The following is an 18260-nucleotide window of genomic DNA, read 5'->3' as shown; positions in this document are numbered from 1 at the left end:
GGTCGGGGGTCGCCACGTGCGGCCCCCGACCGAGGACGTCTCATGACACAGCATCTCGCCTTCCTCGCGTTGGGCCTCGGCAACGGTGCGGTCTACGCCGCACTCGGCCTCGCCCTGGTGATGACCTTCAAGAGCTCCGGTGTGGTGAACTTCGCCACCGGCGCCGTCGCCCTCTATGCCGCATACACTTTCGCGTTCCTACGGCACGGGGAGCTGCTCATCCCGATCCCCGGGTTCCCGTCGACCATCGACCTCGGCGGAGATCTGGCCGTGGCGCCCGCGATGATCATCTCGGTCGTCATCTCGGCGGTGCTCGGCGTGATCCTGTATCTGGCCGTCTTTCGTCAGATGCGGACCGCTCCGGTGTTGGCGAAGGCGGTCGCCTCCATCGGCCTGATGCTGGTGATCCAGGCACTCATCGCCTTGCGGGTCGGAGCGGACACGCCGACCGTCGGCCCGATCTTCGCGCCGAAGCCGGTCGAGATCGGCAGCAGCGCGGTGCCGGCCGACCGTCTGTGGCTGGCCGTCGTCATCGTCGGTATCGCCGTGTGCGCCGGACTCGTGCTGCGCTACACCCGATTCGGGGTCGCCACCGAGGCTGCCGCCGAGTCCGAGAAGGGTGCGCTCGTCACCGGGTTGTCGCCGGATCGGATCGCCATCAGCAACTGGGCGTTGTCGTCGGCGACCGCGGGTATCGGCGGTATCGTCATCGCGCCGATCGTGCCGCTGAACCCGGTCGCGTACACCATGTTCATCGTGCCCGCCCTCGCCGCTGCCCTGGTGGGGAACTTCGCCAGCATCGCCGTCACGGTCGGCGCGGGACTGCTCATCGGGATGCTGCAGTCGGAGGCCACGAACCTACAGTCGACCTGGGACTGGCTGCCGCAGGCCGGTGTCGCCGAGGCGGTGCCGCTCGTCCTCATCGTCGGATTCCTGCTGATCCGCGGGCAGCCGCTGCCGGGACGCGGTGCGGTGATCCGCCAGTACATGGGGCGATCGCCGAGGCCGCGACGCCTGACGCTGTCGGTGCTGATCGGTGTGATCATCGGGCTCGGTGCGCTGCTCACCACATCGGGGAGTCTTCGGCTCGCGGTCATCGCCACGATGATCTTCGGGGTGATCGCGCTCTCGCAGGTCGTGGTCACCGGTTACGCCGGTCAGGTGTCGCTGGCGCAGCTCACACTGGCCGGGGTGGGCGCCTACAGTCTCAGCAGATTCAGCTCCGATCTCGGTGTGCCGTTCCCGATCTCGCCGCTGCTGGCGGCGTGCGCGGCGATGGTGGTCGGGGTGTTGGTCGGACTTCCCGCCCTGCGGGTGCGTGGTCTGCCGCTGATGGTCGCGACACTCGCGTTGGCGGTGTTCCTCGAAGCCTTCTGGTTTCGCAATCCGACCTTCAACGGCGGAATGCAGGGAGCGCCGATCGAACCGCCGACGCTGTTCGGACTGGATCTCGGAATCGGTGCAGGCCAGGGATATCCCCGACTCGCCTTCGGCATCGTCTGCCTGGCGACCATCGTGATCGTCGCCGGCGGAGTGGCCTGGCTGCGTCGCAGCCGCCTGGGCGCGTCGATGCTCGCGGTGCGGGCGAACGAACGGTCGGCGGCCGCCACCGGCATCAACGTCGGCGTCGTCAAGCTCGCGGCGTTCGCCATCGCGTCCTTCATCGCGGGTCTGGGTGGCGCGCTGCTCGCGTATCAACAAACCCTGGCCACCGCAGGCAGTTTCACGGTGTTCGCCGGGATCGGGCTGTTCGCGATCTTCTACGTTGCGGGTGTGACGTCGATCTCCGGAGCGTTGCTCGCCGGCGTGCTCGCCCCCGGTGGCATCCTCTACTTCGCCTCCGACCGCTACCTCGCGTTCGGTGACTATTACATGCTCGTCAGCGGAATCCTGCTGGTGCTCACCGTGGTCACCAACCCCGACGGTCTCGCCGGCCTCCTCCACAGGTGGATGTCGCGGAGAACTTCGGCACCGACCGCACCCGTGATCGGCACAGACCACTCGGAGCCCACCCTCGCGCCGCGTCCGGACGCACCTGCCCGGTCGGGGACGGCCGAGGTCATCCTGTCCGTCGAGGCGATGACCGTTCGGTACGGAACGGTGCGGGCAGTCGATGATGTCGGTTTCGATGTGCGTTCCGGTGAGATCGTGGGACTGATCGGACCGAACGGGGCAGGCAAGACGACGCTGATAGACGCCGTCGGCGGATTCGTTCGCTCGGACGGTCGGGTGGTGCTGGCCGGCACGGAACTGAGCGGTCCGCCGCATCGCCGGAGCCGAGCAGGCCTGGGCCGGACATTCCAGGATCTCGAGCTCTATGACGAACTCTCCGTGGCGGAGAACGTCCTCGCCGGCATGACCGGGAGCGACGCGTCGGAAACCTGCGACGCGGTCCTGCGACTGCTCGACATCCACGGCTTCGCCGATACGGCCGCGGCGGACCTCTCGCAAGGTCAGCGGCAGCTGGTGTCGGTGGCCCGCGTCCTCGCCCGGCGCCCCGCCGTAGCGCTCCTCGACGAGCCCGCCGCGGGACTCGACAGCGCCGAGAGTCGGTGGCTGGGTGACCGACTCAGGGCGGCACGGGAATCCGGTGTGACGATGCTCCTCGTCGATCACGACATGGATCTGGTGTTCGACATCTGTGACCGGGTCGTCGTGCTCGACCTCGGCCGGGTGATCGCCTCCGGGACACCGGCCGAGATCCGCAGTGACCCACGGGTTGTCAGCGCCTACCTGGGCTCACCCGCACACGACGAGCGAGATGGGGCACCCACACCGCCGGCGAACGAGGAGGTACCGACATGACCGTGCTGGACTGCACCCATCTCGACGCCGGGCATGTGCGGACGAGTCCGTGTGTCCGTGGCCTCGACTTCTCCGTCGACGAGGGTGAGGTCGTCGCCCTCCTGGGGCCGAACGGCGCGGGCAAGACGACGCTACTGCTGACACTGTCAGGCCTGATCCCGAGAGCGGGGGGAACGGTCCGTGTCGGCGGTAACGAGATGCCGTCGGGCAACCCTCGACGTGCGGTCCGTGCCGGGGTCGTCCTGGTGCCCGACGACCGAGCCCTCTTCCGGCGACTCACCACCCGGCAGAATCTGCGGCTGGCTGTCCACCAGCGCACGCGCAAGTCCGGCGAGGACCCGATGGAGGAAGTGCTGCAGTACTTTCCGGCGCTACGACCACGTCTGCGGGTCGCTGCCGGGCAGCTCTCCGGAGGTGAGCAGCAGATGCTCGCCATCGCACGAGCTCTGCTGCAGAAGCCGAAGGTCCTGCTCATCGACGAACTCAGCATGGGCCTCGCGCCGGTCGTCGTCGAGTCGATCATGTCCGTCTTGCGTGAGGTCGCGGCCACGGGCACCGCGGTCGTCCTCGTCGAACAGCACGTACGGCTGGCGCTCGAGGTCGCCGACCGGGCACTCGTGCTGGTGCACGGTACGGTCGCCCTGGAAGATGCGGCAGCGACCCTGGCCGCGGACATGGGGCGAGTCGAACGCGCGTATCTCCACGGTGTCGGAGACCACCCGACGTCGGCGTGAACGGTCGGCTACGCCTCGCCCGGACGTCGTGCCTTGCGGGGCATCGGCCCGTCCCAGTTCTTCGGCACGATGAACACGCCTTCGGCGGTCACCGTCTGCCCCTGCGCATCCGACAAGGAACCCTGCACGATCTTCTTCCGCCCGTCCCGCTCGACGATGACGGCCTCGGCGTGCAGTGATCCGAGCGGGGTGGGGCGCAGAAAGCGCAGCGAGATGGTCCCCGTGTAGCACGGGACGTCGTCGGCGCTACCGGCGTCGCCGAGCACGTGGTCGAGAACCATCGCGCAGATCCCGCCGTGCACACAGTCCGACGGACCCTCGTACGCCGCGCCGAGCGTGAAGTCCGCGGTGACGCGGCCGTCGCTGTCGCGCACGGTCTGTACAGGTGGCGCAATGGCATTTCGCAGCCCGATCACCGCATTTCCCCACGGCATGCCCTGCAGGTCGGCGGAGAAGCGGACCCCGTAGGACCCGTCGATCTGCTCGGCGCGCAGAGTTTCGACGGCCGCTTGGACCAATCGATGGGCCTCGCGGACCGAGTCGTCGTCGACCTCGGTGCGGATCACGGCGTCGACGAGTTCGCGGACCGAGGCGGTGAGCGGTTCGTACAGGTCCCGGCGGCGCGAGATCTCGTCGTCGGAAATGTCCTCGAGGGTGAACTCCATAGGGCTCCTATCGCTGCTCGAACGGTCGCGGTGATCGGCACCGCTCGGCACGGTCTCGGCTCATCGGACGGTCGACTGTGGGCTTGAGGGGTTTGAGGTCGGGGCCGGCACGAGGTCGGGGCGGGCATCGGCGAGGATCTCCTCGCGGTCGGCTTCGAGCGCGAATCCGGCGTCGATGGCCTCAGTGGTCGCGGCTCGGTACTGCGCGAGGTAGTCGTCGGCGTCGGCGTAGCGGCGCGCGAGGAGATCGGGGTCGGCGGGTGTGGTCGAGCCGAAGAGCAGACAGATCCGCGGGAGGTCGGCGGAGACGATCCCGCTCAGCACCTGCGTCGGGGCGTCGACGCACGGCGTGCGAACCCCGTCGCGGACATTGCCGATCTCGTCGAGTTCGAAAGTGGCAGTGGCGTTGTCGACGCGCAGCGGTGGCGCGGACGGCGGCGGGGTACCTCCGCCGGCCCACCGCGTGAGGTGGCTCAGGGCGGCCCGCAGGACGAAGCGCTGTTGCCCGCGGTTGACCGGCATGGGACAGCCGAGCAGATCCTCGTACGGGCCGATCTGATGGAGGTCGGCGTGCGCGGTGCCGGCGATCTCCCAGACCCGCAGACGGTCGGTGTCGGGTTGGCGGGACCGGACGAACCGGAAGTTCGTCAGTACGTCGGTCTCGGTCTGCACGATCAGCACCGGGATGCGCAGGGACTCACGGATCGTCGCCGGCTCCGCGTCGAACACGGTGGCGATGTCGACACCGCATCCGGGTTCCCCGAAGGGCATCTCGCCGGCCGCGCGACTGTGGATGAGGATGCCGTCGATGGCGTCGTGGACCTCGACGACATGGTTCGCATAGGTCGTGAGCGCCATCGCCGACTGCGACTCACCGACGGCCAAAATCTGTTTCACCGACAGATCGTGCAGCGGATGGCTGTTGTCCGTGGCCTGTTGAAGTGCCGCGCAGACGGTGCCGAAGATGTCGAAGCAGTAGGCGTCGCCCGGATGGTGCAGTAAGCCATAGCGTTGTGGGTCTTTGTCGGCCAGGGCCTGAGGCCCGTCGGCGGCGGCCATCTCCACCGAACCGGCACCGCCTGCTATCCCGGTGAACTGCGCGGAGATTCCCACCCATGCATATCCGCCGCGGACGAGTTCCTCGGCCAGATAGGTGTACTCGGGTGCGGCGTCCGATCCGCTGCTCACATTGAGCCACTCGACGACGACCGTGCCGGTGAAATCGTCGGCCGAGACCGGACGGCGCACGAGCACGCGCGTCGTGAAGCTGGCCGAGTCACGTGGGACGACCTCGTGGTCCGCTGAGGGTTCGTAGCTGTAGGCGACGCCACTGGCGGCGTACTCGTCCTCACGGTAGCCGTGCGCGGTGAGGTCGGGTCCGGGAGTCGCGCTGACGACGGAATGGCCGTCACCGCCGTGCAGCTGGACGAAGCCGATGGTCTCGGTCACGCTTGGTTCTTCTGATGTTGCGAGATGACCTTCCCGAACATGAAGTGCATCTTGGTGCCCAGTGGCCAGCCGACGTAGTAGCAGAGGAACAAGCTGATCTCCTCGAGCTGCGCCGGTGTGAGTTCCTCGTTCTTCAGCGCAGCACCCGCCTGGATCTCGGCGACGTCGGTCTGGCCGGTGGCGGCGAGAGCCCCGAAAAGCAGCAGTCGCCGATCGCGAAGGCTCAGTCCGTCGCGGGTCCAGACCTCCCCGAAGACCTGATCGCAGGTGTGCGCGAAGAAGTCTCCCGGACCGTCCGACATCTCCCAGCCGTAGACCTTCGACATCATGTCGAGGCCCTTCTGTCGCTGGGGGTCCGTGTTCTCTTCCGCCGCGGTCATGTCGCGTCTCCTTCCAGATGTGGCACGCCGAGCCCGGCAGCGAAGTCGCGACGGGCGATCTCGGCCAATGGGAGATCGACTGCGAGCTCCCGTCCTAGTTCGAGTGCAAGTGAGAGGTCCTTCTCGCCCAGCCCGCGCACAGGCATCAACACGTCGTACCAGAAATCGTCGGGTTCGATGGGTGCCGTGGTGTCGCGCAGGATGATCGAACCGGCACCTCCGGTGATCGCATCCGTGTGCCGCACCACCTTGCCCAGCTTGGTGATACTGATCCCGGCCGCCTCCGCCAGCCGCGAGGCCTCGGCCGCGGCGTTGAACGAGATGAAATGCAGTAGATTGCGGGCCAACTTCATCTTGGTGCCGGAGCCGACATCATTGCCGGCGTGGACCAGCATTCCTGCCACCAGGCCGAACGGCTCCTTGAGACGCTCGTAGGACGCGCGGTCACCGCCCACCATGACGGCGAGCCTGCCCTGCTCTGCACCGGCGGCCCCACCCGAGATCGGGGCGTCCAGCAGGGTGACGTCCTTGGCCGCACACGTCGCCGCCAGGTCGACGGCTGTTTGCGGACTGATGGTGGAGTGGACGGTGATGATGGTCCCCGGCCCGGCCGTCTCGAGCAGCCCCCCGTCGCCGGTCACCACCGTGCGTACTTGCTCGTCATTCAGTACACAGATGCCGATGATGTCTGCATTGGCGGCGAGCTCGGACAGCGAACTCGCCGCTACCGCACCCTGATCCACGAGTGTGGCCATGGCCTCACGCGAGATGTCGAAGACCGTGAGCCCGCCGTCCCACTTGGCCAGGCTTGCTGCCATGGGGCCGCCGATGTTGCCGAGGCCGACATAGCCGAGCCGCGCGCGCTTGGTCGACGGTGTGGAGCCGTCGCTCATGACCGGATGACCTGCCCGCCATCAACGTTGAAGATCTGCCCGGTCACCCAGCCCGCCTCATCGGAGAGCAGGAACAGGCACATGCCGACCAGATCCTCCGGTGTACCGAACCGCTTGAGCGGCAGCCGGTTGACGATGTCGGCGACCATCTCCTTCGGGGTGGTGGAGCGGGTGGCCTCCGTGTCGATCGGGCCCGGTGCGATCGCGTTGACCCGGATGTTCTGGCCCCCGAGTTCGGTGGCCAGCTGTTGGGTGAGGCCGTTCACGCCGACCTTCGCGAGGCCGTAGAAACCGCTGTAGAGCCATGCCGCCGTGGAGGATTGGTTGACGATGGCGCCGCCGTCGGCCATGTGTGGGTAGACGGCGCGGGTGACGTTGAGTGCCCCGTCGAGGTTCACGCTCATGAACTTCTTGTAGTAGTCCCACGGCACGGTGATGAGGAAATCGAGCTTCATTCCGCCGTAGATGGCGGCGTTGTTCACCAGGCCGTGAACCGTGCCGTAGGCGTCGACCGCCGCGGTCGCGAGTGCCTGTGCCGACTGTTCATCGGACACATCGGTGTTGACGTACAGACCGCCGATGTCGGCGGCGACCTGCTTGCCCGCCTCGTCGTTGAGGTCGGCGATCACGACGTTGGCGCCCTCCGCGGCGAGGCCACGCGCATACGCCTCACCGATTCCTCCGGCGGCGCCCGTGACGATGATGGTCTTGTCCTGGAAACGCTTACGGTTCTCGGAAGTCATTGTCCTGCTTTCTGTTGTGGTTCTCGGTCTCGTTGATCGACAGGGTCTCGATACGCGTCGGGCTCGCAAGCTCGCTCGTCGCTACTCGACCAGCGGAATTTCTCGTTGATCGACCAGCGGTAGGTGGTCCTTTTTCGTTGATCGAGTAGCCGACGAGCTTGCGAGGAGGCGTATCGAGATCGGTTGGCCGACGGGGTCTCGATACGCGTCGGGCTGGCAAGCTCGCTCGTCGCTACTCGACCAGCGGTGGGTGGTCCCTTCTTCGTTGATCGACCAGCGGTTGGGTGGACCCCTCCTCGCTGATCGAGTAGCCGACGAGCTTGCGAGGAGGTGTATCGAGATCGCCCCGGCGGTCGGTGACAGATGGTCATGCCGGCGTCGCTACGGCCTTGGACTCCAGATACTCCTCGAAGCCGGCGACACCCATCTCCCGTCCGATGCCCGACTGCTTGTAGCCGCCGAACGGCACATCGGCCGCATACCAGATGCCGCCGTTGATGCCCATCGTGCCGGTCCGAACCCCGTTGACCACCTTGTTGATCCGGTCTGGGTCCGTGCCCCAGACCGCCCCCGACAGGCCGTATGGTGAGTCGTTGGCGATGCGGATGGCGTCGTCGTCGCCGTCATGGGCGATGATCACCAGAACCGGGCCGAAGATCTCCTCCTGCGCCACGCGTGCGGAGTTGTCGAGCCCCGAGATCAGTGTGGGTTCGACGAAGAATCCCGCGCTCTTGTCGGCGGGGCGTCCGCCGCCGACCTCGATGGTCCCGCCCTCGCTCTTGGCGAGCTCGATGTAGGACTCGACGCGTTGGCGCTGCGCTGCGGAGATCAGCGGTCCGCAGATGGTGCCGGGGTCGGTGGGGTCGCCGGCGGCGAACCCCGACATCGCATCTCGGGTGAGGGCAGTTGCCTCCTCGAGCTTTTCGCGAGGAACAAGGAGCCTGGTGGTGATCGCGCAGCCCTGTCCGGCATGGGTGACGACGTTGAACGCCGCCATCGAGCAGGCGGATGCGAGGTCGGCGTCGTCGAGGACGATGAATGCCGACTTGCCGCCCAGTTCGAGGAACACCTTCTTCAGCGTCTCCGCCGCCGACGCCATCACCTTGCGGCCGGTCGCGGTGGAACCCGTGAACGACACCAGGTCGACGCGCGGGTCGGTCGACAATTGGGCGCCGAGCGAGTGGTCGCTGGAGGTGACGATGTTGATCACGCCGGGTGGGAAGTCGGTTTCCTCGGCGATCACCTTCCCGACGAGCGCCGCGCACCACGGTGTGTCGGGTGCGGGCTTCAGGACCACCGTGCACCCGGCGGCCAGGGCCGGGCCGATTTTCGCGAAGTTGATCTGATGCGGGAAGTTCCACGGCGTGATGGCGCCGACCACGCCGACGCCCTCGGAGCGGACCTCGCGAGTGTTCTTGAGGCCCATCGGTTTGGCCAGTCCGAGATCTTTCGTCCACTCGTGGTTCTCGGCGAGATCGGCGAAGTAGCCCAGGTCGGTGACCGGACCCTCGAACTGCGGGCCGCTGGTCAGGAATGCGGGACAACCGACCTCGGCGACGGTGAGTTCGCGGAACTCATCCGCGTGCGCGAGCAGGGCGTCCCGCAACTGGCGGAGGCATCGAGCGCGGAAGGCGTGGTCGCGCGACCAATCGGTGGCATCGAAGGCCCGGCGGGCGGCCGCGATGGCGGCATCCATGTCGTCCGCGGTGGCGTCGGCGGCCTGGCCGAGGACCTCTTCGGTTGCCGGGTTCATGACATCGAACGTGCCACCGTTGCCGGTGACGAGTTTGCCGTCGATCAGCAGTTCTGACGACGATGCGGGGCGTAGGGCCATTGTCTGGAACTCCATCTGGACAGGTGTCTGGACTCAAGTTCAAAGCTAGTGTAGCCTCGCTCACATGTCCAGTCCCGTGTTCCAGGAATCGACCCGCCGGAGGCTCACCCAGCAGCAGGCGGAAACCGTCAATCGGCTGACCGACGCGGCCGTCGAGGTCCTCAACACCGAAGGCTTCGACGGGCTCACGGTGCGTTCGGTTGCGAAGTTGGCGGGTGTCGCGCCGGCCACGGCCTACACGTACTTTTCGTCGAAGAGTCACCTTGTGGCGGAAGTCTTCTGGCGTCGTCTCAGTGCCGGCGTCGCGGAGCCGGACCTGTCGGCCCCGGCCGCTGAACGGGTCTCGCAGGTTCTGCGCGAGGTCTCGATGGTGGTGGCCGGTGAAGGCCAGCTCGGGGGAGCGGTCACGATGGCACTGCTCGGTACCGACCCGGACGTCGAGCACCTACGTCTGCGCATCGGTGGATTCATCCGGCGACGGCTCGCCGAGGCGTTGGAGGTCGATCCCGAGCACCCCGGGCCGCTGCTCGATACGCTGGAGATGATCTACGCCGGCGGTCTCGTGCACGCAGGGATGGGGCACATGTCCTACGAGCAGACGTCGGAACGTCTTGTCGCAGCCGCACATCTACTGATGGAGAAGTGATGACCGACATCGTCACGCGGACCGGGATGGAGCATCTGGTCCCGTTCGATCCGTATGCCTATGACTTCCACGAGGATCCGTATCCCACCTACGCTCGGCTCCGGCACGAGGCGCCGGTCTACTACAACGCCGAGATGAACTTCTGGGCGCTGGCCAAGCACGCCGACGTCCGAGCCGGTTTCCGGGACGCGGTGAACCTGTCGAACGCATGGGGCGTGTCGATGGACCCGTCGTCGTACGGTCCGGATGCTCACAAGTCCATGTCGTTCCTGGCGATGGACGACCCGAAGCACATGCGTATCCGGAAGCTGGTGTCGAAGGGCTTCACTCCCCGCCGAGTCAACGACCTGACCGAGCGCATCACCGAACTGACCCGTCAGCACTGGGACAGGTGCCTCGAGAAGGGGGAGTTCGACTACGTCGAGGACTTCGCGGGCCTGCTGCCGATGGACGTGGTGTCGGAGCTGCTGGGCGTGCCGGAGGCCGACCGGTCCTTCCTTCGCAAGCAGTCGGATCTGCTGTTGCACCGCGAGGAAGGGGTGCTCGACATCCCCGAAGCCGCCGTCTACGCGTACATCGAGCTGCACAAGTACTACACAGCGTTGATCGCCGAGCGCAGAGGTGATCTCGGTGAGGACCTGGTGTCGGCTCTGATCACCGCGGAGATCGACGACGACGAGACGGGTGAGAAGACCAGCCTCACGGAGGACGAGATCGTCGGGTTCATGGTGCTGATGGTGGTCGCCGGCAACGAGACCACCACGAAACTGCTTGCCAACGCCCTGTATTGGGCGTGGCGCAACCCCGACGAGCTCGCCAAGGTGGTCGCCGATCCGGAGCTCGTACCGGACTGGACCGAAGAGACACTGCGCTACGACAACTCGACGCAGATGGTGCTGCGCAAGGTCGCCACCGATGTCACCTACGGCGACATCACCATCCCGGAGGGCGATCGGGTCCTGCTGCTCGTCGGGTCGGCCAACCGCGACGAGGAAGTCTTCGAGAACGCCGACGCGTACCAGATCGGGCGCGACTGCAGTCAGTCGCTGATGAGCTTCGGGATGGGCACGCACTTCTGCCTGGGTGCCCACCTGGCCCGGCTCGAGTCGAATATCGGCCTGTCCGAGGTGGTCCGAACCATCAAGTCCGTCGACATCGACATCGAGCAGGCGGTTCGCGTGCATTCGGTGAATGTGCGTGGCTTTGCCGAACTCCCCGTGAAAGTGCAGGTGCGCTGATGACGTTCATCCCACATCCCGACCGACGTCCGGTCCTGGTGGCCGGCGCATCGTCGGGGATCGGCGCGGCCACCGCGGAATACCTCGCTGCAGCAGGCTATCCGGTGGCACTCGCGGCACGCCGGATCGACCGTCTCCAGGAACTCGCGGACAAGATCACGGCGTCCGGTGGTGAGGCCGTGGCCGTTCCGCTCGACGTCACCGACGAGCAGTCGGTCGTCGACTGCGTCGCCAAGGCCGAGGCTGCGTTGGGGCCCATCGAGGTCACGGTCGCCGGCGCGGGTGACCTCGCGATCGGACTGTCCTACGAGGTGACGTCGGAAGAGTTCGCTTCGCAGGTGAACATTCACCTCGTCGGCGCGCATCGGATCTATCGTGCCGTCGTTCCGGGCATGATCGAACGGGGTCGTGGCGACTTCGTGTTCATCGGTTCGGATGTCGTGTTGCATCCGCGTCCGTGGTCATCGGCCTATGTGGCCGCGAAGGCCGGCATCGACGGACTTGTGGCGACCGTACAACTGGAGCTCGAGGGAACCGGGGTGCGGGCCAGTGTCATCCGTCCCGGGCAGACCATCACCGGGATGGGTATGAATCTGGATCAGGAATCCACCGAGGCCATGCTCAACGACTGGATCAAACACGGCCTGGCGCGGCACGGGAACTTCCTCGCGCCGGAGCATCTCGCCCAGGGCGTCGCCGCCATCGTCGCGATGCCGCGCGGCGCGCACATGCGCGTGGTGGAGATCGAGGCCGAAGGCGCACTCAACAAGAAGGGATCCGACGCATGACCGCTCTGACCAAGCCCAAGCGCGTCTCCGGCGGAGACGGCGAGCACGGCCACCTCGACGAACTGGCCACCGACCCGATCGGTCTGTTCTGGCGCGTGCGCGAGGAATGTGGCGACGTAGGACAGTTCCAACTCGCCGACCGTGAAGTCGTGCTGGTCTCCGGCGCACTCGCGAACGAGGAGTTCTTCCGCGCGCCGGAAGAGGATCTCGATCAGGCCGCCGCATACCCGTTCATGACACCCGTGTTCGGCGAGGGCGTGGTCTTCGACACCAGCCCGGAGGAACGCTCGAAGGCAATCCACAATTCGGCGCTCAAGGGCCCGCACATGAAGCAGCATGCGGTGACCATCCCGAACGAGGCCGAGCGGATCATCGCGAACTGGGGTGAGGAAGGCGAGATCGATCTGCTCGAGTTCTTCGCCGAACTCACGCTGTACACGTCGTCGGCGTGCCTGATCGGTCGGAAGTTCCGCGAGCGGCTCGACGGCCACATCGCGCACCTGTTCCACGATCTGGAAAAGGGCACCGACCCGATCGCCTACGTCGACTACAACGCCGACATCGAGAGCTTCCGCAAGCGGGACGAGGCGCGGGCCGAGCTGGTCGAGTTCATCCAGGGTGTGATGGACGAGCGGATCGCGAATCCGACTGAGAACAAGGAAGATCGCGACCTGATGGACGTCCTCGTCCAGGTCGGGTTCGACGCCAACACGATCACCGGCATGTTCATCTCGATGATGTTCGCCGGACATCACACCACGTCCGGCACGGCGGCGTGGACGCTGATCGAGTTGCTGCGAAATCCCGAGTACATGGCACGCGTGTACGCCGAACTCGACGAGATCTACGGTGACACACCGGAGGGTGAGCGGCCGGAGTACACGTTCGCGCACACCCGCCAGATGCCGCAACTGGAGAACGCGTTGAAGGAGGCGCTTCGTCTCCACCCGCCGCTCATCGTCCTGATGCGTGTGGTGCAGAACGATTTCCACGTCGAGGACTTCGAGGTGAAGGCCGGCCAGTCGATCGCCGTCTCGCCCGCGATCTCGAACCGGCTGCCGGAGGACTTCCCGGAACCGGACACTTTCGACCCGGACCGCTACGACAAGCCACGGCAAGAGGACCTGGCCAACCGGTGGACGTGGATTCCGTTCGGCGCAGGCCGGCATCGCTGTGTCGGTGCGCAGTTCGCGATCATGCAGCTCAAGGCGATCTTCTCGGTGTTGTTCCAGAACTACGAGTTCGAGATGCTCCAACCGTCGGAGACCTACCGCAACGACCACTCGAAGATGGTGGTCCAACTCCAGCAGCCGTGCCGCGTGAAGTACCGGAGGCGGTGACCACCGATGCGTGTCGAAGTGGATCTGGACCTGTGCCAGGGGCATGGCATGTGCGAGATGGAGGCGCCCGACGTCTTCCGGGCGCACTCCGACCACGTCGAGATCTTGGACAAAGAGCCCGATGAGAGCGCTCGAGCAGAGGTCGAGGCCGCGGTCATGTACTGCCCGACCCAGGCTCTGAGAATTGTTGAAGACTGAATCATCTCGAAGACGAGTGAAGTGGAGTGGATGACATGGCTTTTGATCGTGCCGAACTGGAGGAGATGAAGCAGCGATGGCTCGACGCCAACGTCGCTGCGGAGAAGGCGGGTGACTGGAAGCCCCTCGCGGAGTTCTACACCGAGGACGCCACCTACGGGTGGAACTACGGGCCCGACAAGGATTTCATGGCCGTCGGGCGCGACGAGATCCGTGACATCGCGCTCGGCCAGGAGATGGAAGGGCTCGAAGGCTGGGAGTACCCCTATCAGGCGTGGGTGATCGACGATCAGACCGGCGACATGATCGGGTTCTGGAAGCAGGTGTACGAGGGCACGCGTGAGGACGGGTCGCACTACGCCCTCGAAGGCATCCAGGGCAGCTGGTTCAAGTACGGCGGCAACTTCCAGTTCTCCTGGCAGCGTGACTTCTTCGACTACGGCAATGTGTCCGCCCTGTTCATCGAGATGCTCAAGAGCAACGCGATGAGCGACGGGATGCTGAAACGGATCGAGAAGGCCACCGGCGACCAGCCGGGGTGGTATCCGTTCGGCAAGGCGCCCGTCGCGTTCTGGTGAGCTGAGACATGACTCTTCCAGCCCCGGCCTATCAAGGCCTGAGTCAAGAACAGCTCGCCACACTCGTACCGGAACTGCTGCTGTCCGGCCAGTTGATCGACCGCAGCGGGATGGCACATCTCATCAGCGCCTTCGGACGAGAGGTGATGGGACAGGTCGCGATCGAGGAGTGGATGGCGGCCAGCCCCGTCTACACCCACCGTATGCGTACGGCCCTGGGTATCGACGGTGACGGTGTCGAGGACATGTTCAAGTGCCTACAACTCGACATCGGTGCCCCGCCTCAGTTCATGGACTTCCGTTACGAGGTCACCGACAAGTATCACGGGTCGTTCTTCCTGCAGCATTGCGGCGCCCTCATGGATGTCGAACCGATGGGCGACGACTATGTGACGACGATGTGCCACGACATCGAGGACCCGACCTTCGACGCGACGGCCATCGCCACGAACCGCCGGGCGCGCATTCGTCCGATCCATCGGCCGCCCCGGCGTCCGGAAGGTCGCACACCACACTGTGAGTGGACGGTGACGATCGAGGACGACCGGGACGAACTGCCCCTTCCCGCCGATGCGCAGGAGATGTTCGAAACGCGCGCCGGACGGACGGAGCTCACGCCCATCGACGGGTCGGCGACCGACGGACTGGTCGACTACCGCGGCCCGCTCCTGGCCGACCTCCAGTTCAGGGAGTGGTCGCACACCGCGTTGGCGCGGATGGCCGAGGAGATCGCATTGCAGCACCAGTTGCTGTCGCTGGGATTTCTCTGGTCGGTGCGGCGGCACGCCATGGATGAAGACCAGGTGCAGGAGATCTATCGCAAACAGTTGACCGGCATCGCGGGGTTGTCGGCCGACCGGTTGCGAGCTGCACTGCGATTGGGCTCCGACGCGGAGGCGTTGGCGACGGTGATCAACCTGCATCCGGTGCTGGGGCCGCGGCAGTACACCGGAGTCGGCGCCGAGGTGCGCGGCGACGACGTGGTGGTGCAGGTGCCGAGCGACTCGGGTGCCATGGCAGACGGCGGCTGGGTGACGCTGCTGAAGGTCGGGGAGTCCGGACCGCTGCAGGCGATCGCGACCGCCGTCGACACGTACTGGACGGTGACATCGGCGGGGGAGGCCGACGGAGCCATCGAGTTCGTGCTGTCCAGAGGTGATGAGCCGCACAAGGAAACAGGTGAGGTGGCCATCGCACGATTCAGCTCCGGTGCGAGTTTCGAGTTCACCGACCGCGGTCGATCCATCCCGATCACCCCGGTGAGCAGCGGTGTCTGATGCGGCCGATGCGCAGGCGCAACCCGGAGGCGGGGTTGCGGAGCTGAGTCTGTCGGGTCGCGTCGCCGCCATCGCCGGCGCGACCCGTGGGATCGGACTGTCGGTCGCCTATGCGCTGTCCGGGCGCGGGGTGTCGGTGGTGGTCAACGGGCGAGATCCGGTGGCTGTCGACGAGACCGTCACCGAGATCCGTGGCGGCGGCGGGTACGCGGTCGGCGTGGTCGGGTCTGCCGGCGACGACGGGGTCGCCCAGAAGATGGTCGATGCGGCACTGTCCGAGTTCGGGGCACTCGACATCGCCGTGAACTGTGCGGGTATCGCCGAGCCGCCGGGCTCGACGATCCTGTCGATCAGCACCGAGGACTTCCGGGCCCAGTTGGACGCACATCTGATGAGTGCATTTCACCTCGTCCGCGCGGCCGGTCGGGTCTTCGCGGAACAGGAGTCCGGGTCGATCGTATTGACCGGTTCGGCTGCCTCGCTCGGAATGTTCGGGGGCAGTGGGTATCCGGCGGCCAAGGGCGGTGTGAATGCCTTGGCGCTCGCCGCGGGTGCGGATCTCGCCGACCGGGGCGTCCGCGTGAACGTGGTGATGCCCGGAGCGAAGTCGCGGTTGTCGACCGGCGACGACTACGTGGCGCACATCGAGGGCCTGCACCGACGTGGCATCCTCGACGAGCTGACCCGCGACGCAGCGCTCGACCCCGCTCCGCCCGAATATGTGGCCGCTCTGTATGTCTTCCTTGCCAGTGACGCCGCCCGCTCCATCACCGGTCAGGTATTCACCGCGGCAGGCGGTTTCATCGGGCGCTACGAGCCGCAACAGGCATCCTTCGTCGCCTACCGTGACCACAACGACTCGGCGCCGTACACTCTCGCCGAGTTGGCCGACCTCCTGAGCTGAACACTCCTCGCGAGAGAGGGTAGCCGGTCCCTGAGGAGCCTCGCGAGGTGCGAGGGGTGACGTGTATTCGGTCCCTGAGGAGCTTCGCTAGGAACGAGCGATGCGTCACGAAGGGCCCGCCCGGCCGAAACCATCGATCGCTGCTCTCACCGCTGGTCGAGTAGCTTCGTGCCGCGCCTTCTACCGTTGGTCGAGTAGCTTCGAGCCGCTAGGCGAGAAGTGTATCGAGACCTCGAACCCACTGTGCACCAATCCTTGTCGGTACCCACCGATACCCTAGTCTCAACGAATCAATGCGGGCATCCACACCGACCTTCGACGAACAAACATTGTCGTACCCACCCGATACTCTGACATCAGTTCGTTCCCACCACGTTCCGCGCAGCCAATTCTCGCGAAAGGCGTTCCGTGTTCTCGTTTTCCGATCGGCCGGCCGATGGGCGTTCTTTTCCCCGTTGGTCGAGTAGCTTCGAGCCGCTAGGCGAGGAGTGTATCGAGACCTCGAGACCTCTTGAACCGTTGTGCATCAACTCTTGTCGGTGCCCACCGATACCCTAGTCTCAACGAATCAAATGCAGGTATCCACACCGACGACTTCGACGAACAAATATTGTCGTACCCGCCCGATACTCTGACATCAGTTCTTCTCCGCCGCATTCTCCGCAACCGATGCTCGCGAAAGGCGTTCCGTGTTCTCGTTTTCCGATCGGCCGGCCGATGAGCGTTCTTTTCACCGCTGGTCGAGTAGCTTCGCGAGTCGCGCCTTCTATCGTTGGTCGAGTAGCTTCGAGCCGCGTCTTCTGCCGTTGGTCGAGTAACTTCGAGCCGCTAGGCGAGAAGTGTATCCGCCGGGCTGAGCTTGTCGAAGTCGAGACCTCGAACCCACTGTGCACCAATTCTTGTCGGTATCCACCGATACCCTGTTCTCAAACCAATCAAATGCGGACATCCACACCGACGACTTCGACGAACAAATATTGTCGTACCCGCCCGATACTCTGACATCAGTTCTTCTCCACCGCATTCTCCGCAACCGATGCTCGCGAAAGGCGTTCCGTGCTCTCGTTTTCCGATCGGCCGGACGATGAGCGGTTGTTGGCGTCGTCGGAGCCTGATGATCTGGTTCCTGGTTTGCGCGATGCGTTGCGGTTGAGTCGGCAGGCCGAGGCGCGGGTGGTTCTCGGGGCGTATCGCTTAGGCCTTTCGACGTACAACGAGCGCCTGTTCGGGCAGGGGCCGGGTGGTCGGGTGCGGGCGCGTCAGCATGCCGAGCGTGCTGCGATCTCGGAGATCTCGTTGCGTTGGGTGTGTCGCGCACGATGGCGGGGAAGTGGTCGCGTCTGGGGGAGATGCTGGGGGAGTTCCCGAAGATCCGTGAGGCGTATCTGGACGGGGATTTCAGCACGCATCGGATGTCGTTGCTGGTGCGGGCGGCTGCGGCGGCGCCGAAGGGTGATCTGCAGGATCGGTTCGCCGAGGCCGCCGAGGATGCGATGGGGCACAACGACTCCCACGACGATTCCACCAACGGCGAGGACACTGCCGACGAGGACGCAGCTGACAAGGACGTTGCCGAGGAGGATCTCGCTGACAGCGGCGCCGTCGACGAGGACGTCGCTGATGGAGTGGACCCGACGGCTGACGCCGGTGAGTCGGACGGGAATGCCGACTCCGATGCCATCCCCACCGCCGATGCCGACGCCACGTCGCCCGACGATGCGGACTCCGACTCAGAATCCGATACCGACGCTGCTGCCGGTGGGGTGTCGGTGACGTTTGAGGATATTG

Annotated in this window: 16 protein-coding genes; 10 read left to right on the top strand and 6 right to left on the bottom strand. The window is 65.6% G+C overall.

Translation table 11 applies throughout. The annotated features are described in order from the left end of the window. Positions 1-42: 42 nt before the first annotated feature. Both VZC37_RS12610 and VZC37_RS12605 read left to right on the top strand, forming a co-directional pair. Positions 43-2805, top strand: coding sequence for a branched-chain amino acid ABC transporter permease/ATP-binding protein (locus tag VZC37_RS12610; protein WP_330432866.1), 2763 nt, complete (start codon positions 43-45; stop codon positions 2803-2805). Then, positions 2802-3539 (top strand): branched-chain amino acid ABC transporter ATP-binding protein, encoded by a 738-nt coding sequence (locus VZC37_RS12605; protein WP_330432865.1) that lies wholly within the window; start codon positions 2802-2804, stop codon positions 3537-3539. The genes VZC37_RS12610 and VZC37_RS12605 overlap by 4 nt, the downstream gene beginning before the upstream one ends. A gap of 8 nt (positions 3540-3547) precedes the next feature. Here VZC37_RS12605 and VZC37_RS12600 read toward each other — a convergent pair whose 3' ends face one another. The 6 genes from VZC37_RS12600 to VZC37_RS12575 form a co-directional block, all read right to left on the bottom strand. Further along, positions 3548-4204, bottom strand: coding sequence for a PaaI family thioesterase (locus VZC37_RS12600; RefSeq protein WP_330432864.1), 657 nt, complete (start codon positions 4202-4204; stop codon positions 3548-3550). Positions 4205-4264: 60 nt separating this feature from the next. Further along, on the bottom strand, positions 4265-5653 hold the full coding sequence (locus VZC37_RS12595) for an alpha/beta hydrolase domain-containing protein (RefSeq protein ID WP_330432863.1): 1389 nt from the start codon (positions 5651-5653) through the stop codon (positions 4265-4267). Continuing rightward, positions 5650-6033, bottom strand: a complete 384-nt coding sequence (locus VZC37_RS12590) for a carboxymuconolactone decarboxylase family protein (protein ID WP_330432862.1) — start codon at positions 6031-6033, stop codon at positions 5650-5652. The genes VZC37_RS12595 and VZC37_RS12590 overlap by 4 nt, the downstream gene beginning before the upstream one ends. Continuing rightward, positions 6030-6926 (bottom strand): NAD(P)-dependent oxidoreductase, encoded by an 897-nt coding sequence (locus tag VZC37_RS12585; protein ID WP_330432861.1) that lies wholly within the window; start codon positions 6924-6926, stop codon positions 6030-6032. Before VZC37_RS12585 ends, VZC37_RS12590 begins: the two co-directional genes overlap by 4 nt. After that, positions 6923-7669: an SDR family oxidoreductase gene (locus VZC37_RS12580; RefSeq protein WP_330432860.1), complete on the bottom strand. Its 747-nt coding sequence runs from the start codon at positions 7667-7669 to the stop codon at positions 6923-6925. The genes VZC37_RS12585 and VZC37_RS12580 overlap by 4 nt, the downstream gene beginning before the upstream one ends. Positions 7670-8036: 367 nt before the next feature. After that, entirely contained in the window at positions 8037-9503 is a 1467-nt protein-coding gene (locus VZC37_RS12575) for an aldehyde dehydrogenase (protein ID WP_330433142.1), read from the bottom strand. A 64-nt stretch (positions 9504-9567) separates the two neighbouring features. Between VZC37_RS12575 and VZC37_RS12570 the strand changes: the two genes are divergently transcribed. The 8 genes from VZC37_RS12570 to VZC37_RS12535 are packed head-to-tail and all read left to right on the top strand — an operon-like array spanning position 9568 to position 16472. Then, complete coding sequence (locus VZC37_RS12570; protein ID WP_330432859.1) at positions 9568-10149, top strand: TetR/AcrR family transcriptional regulator; 582 nt, start codon at positions 9568-9570, stop codon at positions 10147-10149. Next, a complete protein-coding gene (locus tag VZC37_RS12565) occupies positions 10149-11387 on the top strand; it encodes a cytochrome P450 (protein ID WP_330432858.1) in 1239 nt (412 codons plus the stop codon). Before VZC37_RS12570 ends, VZC37_RS12565 begins: the two co-directional genes overlap by 1 nt. Next, positions 11387-12175 carry an SDR family oxidoreductase gene (locus VZC37_RS12560; protein ID WP_330432857.1) on the top strand — a complete coding sequence of 263 codons (789 nt, stop codon included), beginning with the start codon at positions 11387-11389 and terminating at the stop codon, positions 12173-12175. The genes VZC37_RS12565 and VZC37_RS12560 overlap by 1 nt, the downstream gene beginning before the upstream one ends. After that, positions 12172-13515, top strand: a complete 1344-nt coding sequence (locus VZC37_RS12555; protein ID WP_330432855.1) for a cytochrome P450 — start codon at positions 12172-12174, stop codon at positions 13513-13515. Before VZC37_RS12560 ends, VZC37_RS12555 begins: the two co-directional genes overlap by 4 nt. A gap of 6 nt (positions 13516-13521) precedes the next feature. After that, positions 13522-13713 carry a ferredoxin gene (locus VZC37_RS12550; RefSeq protein WP_330432853.1) on the top strand — a complete coding sequence of 64 codons (192 nt, stop codon included), beginning with the start codon at positions 13522-13524 and terminating at the stop codon, positions 13711-13713. A 35-nt stretch (positions 13714-13748) separates the two neighbouring features. Then, positions 13749-14291: a Cif family virulence factor gene (locus tag VZC37_RS12545; protein ID WP_330432852.1), complete on the top strand. Its 543-nt coding sequence runs from the start codon at positions 13749-13751 to the stop codon at positions 14289-14291. An 8-nt stretch (positions 14292-14299) separates the two neighbouring features. Further along, positions 14300-15568, top strand: coding sequence for a hypothetical protein (locus VZC37_RS12540; protein WP_330432851.1), 1269 nt, complete (start codon positions 14300-14302; stop codon positions 15566-15568). A gap of 43 nt (positions 15569-15611) precedes the next feature. After that, positions 15612-16472, top strand: coding sequence for an SDR family NAD(P)-dependent oxidoreductase (locus VZC37_RS12535; RefSeq protein WP_431309405.1), 861 nt, complete (start codon positions 15612-15614; stop codon positions 16470-16472). Positions 16473-18260: the final 1788 nt, after the last annotated feature.

The sequence above is a fragment of the Gordonia sesuvii genome, assembly GCF_036350415.1.
Classification (GTDB): Bacteria; Actinomycetota; Actinomycetes; order Mycobacteriales; family Mycobacteriaceae; genus Gordonia; species Gordonia sesuvii.
This window is presented reverse-complemented; position numbering and strand designations above follow the sequence as displayed.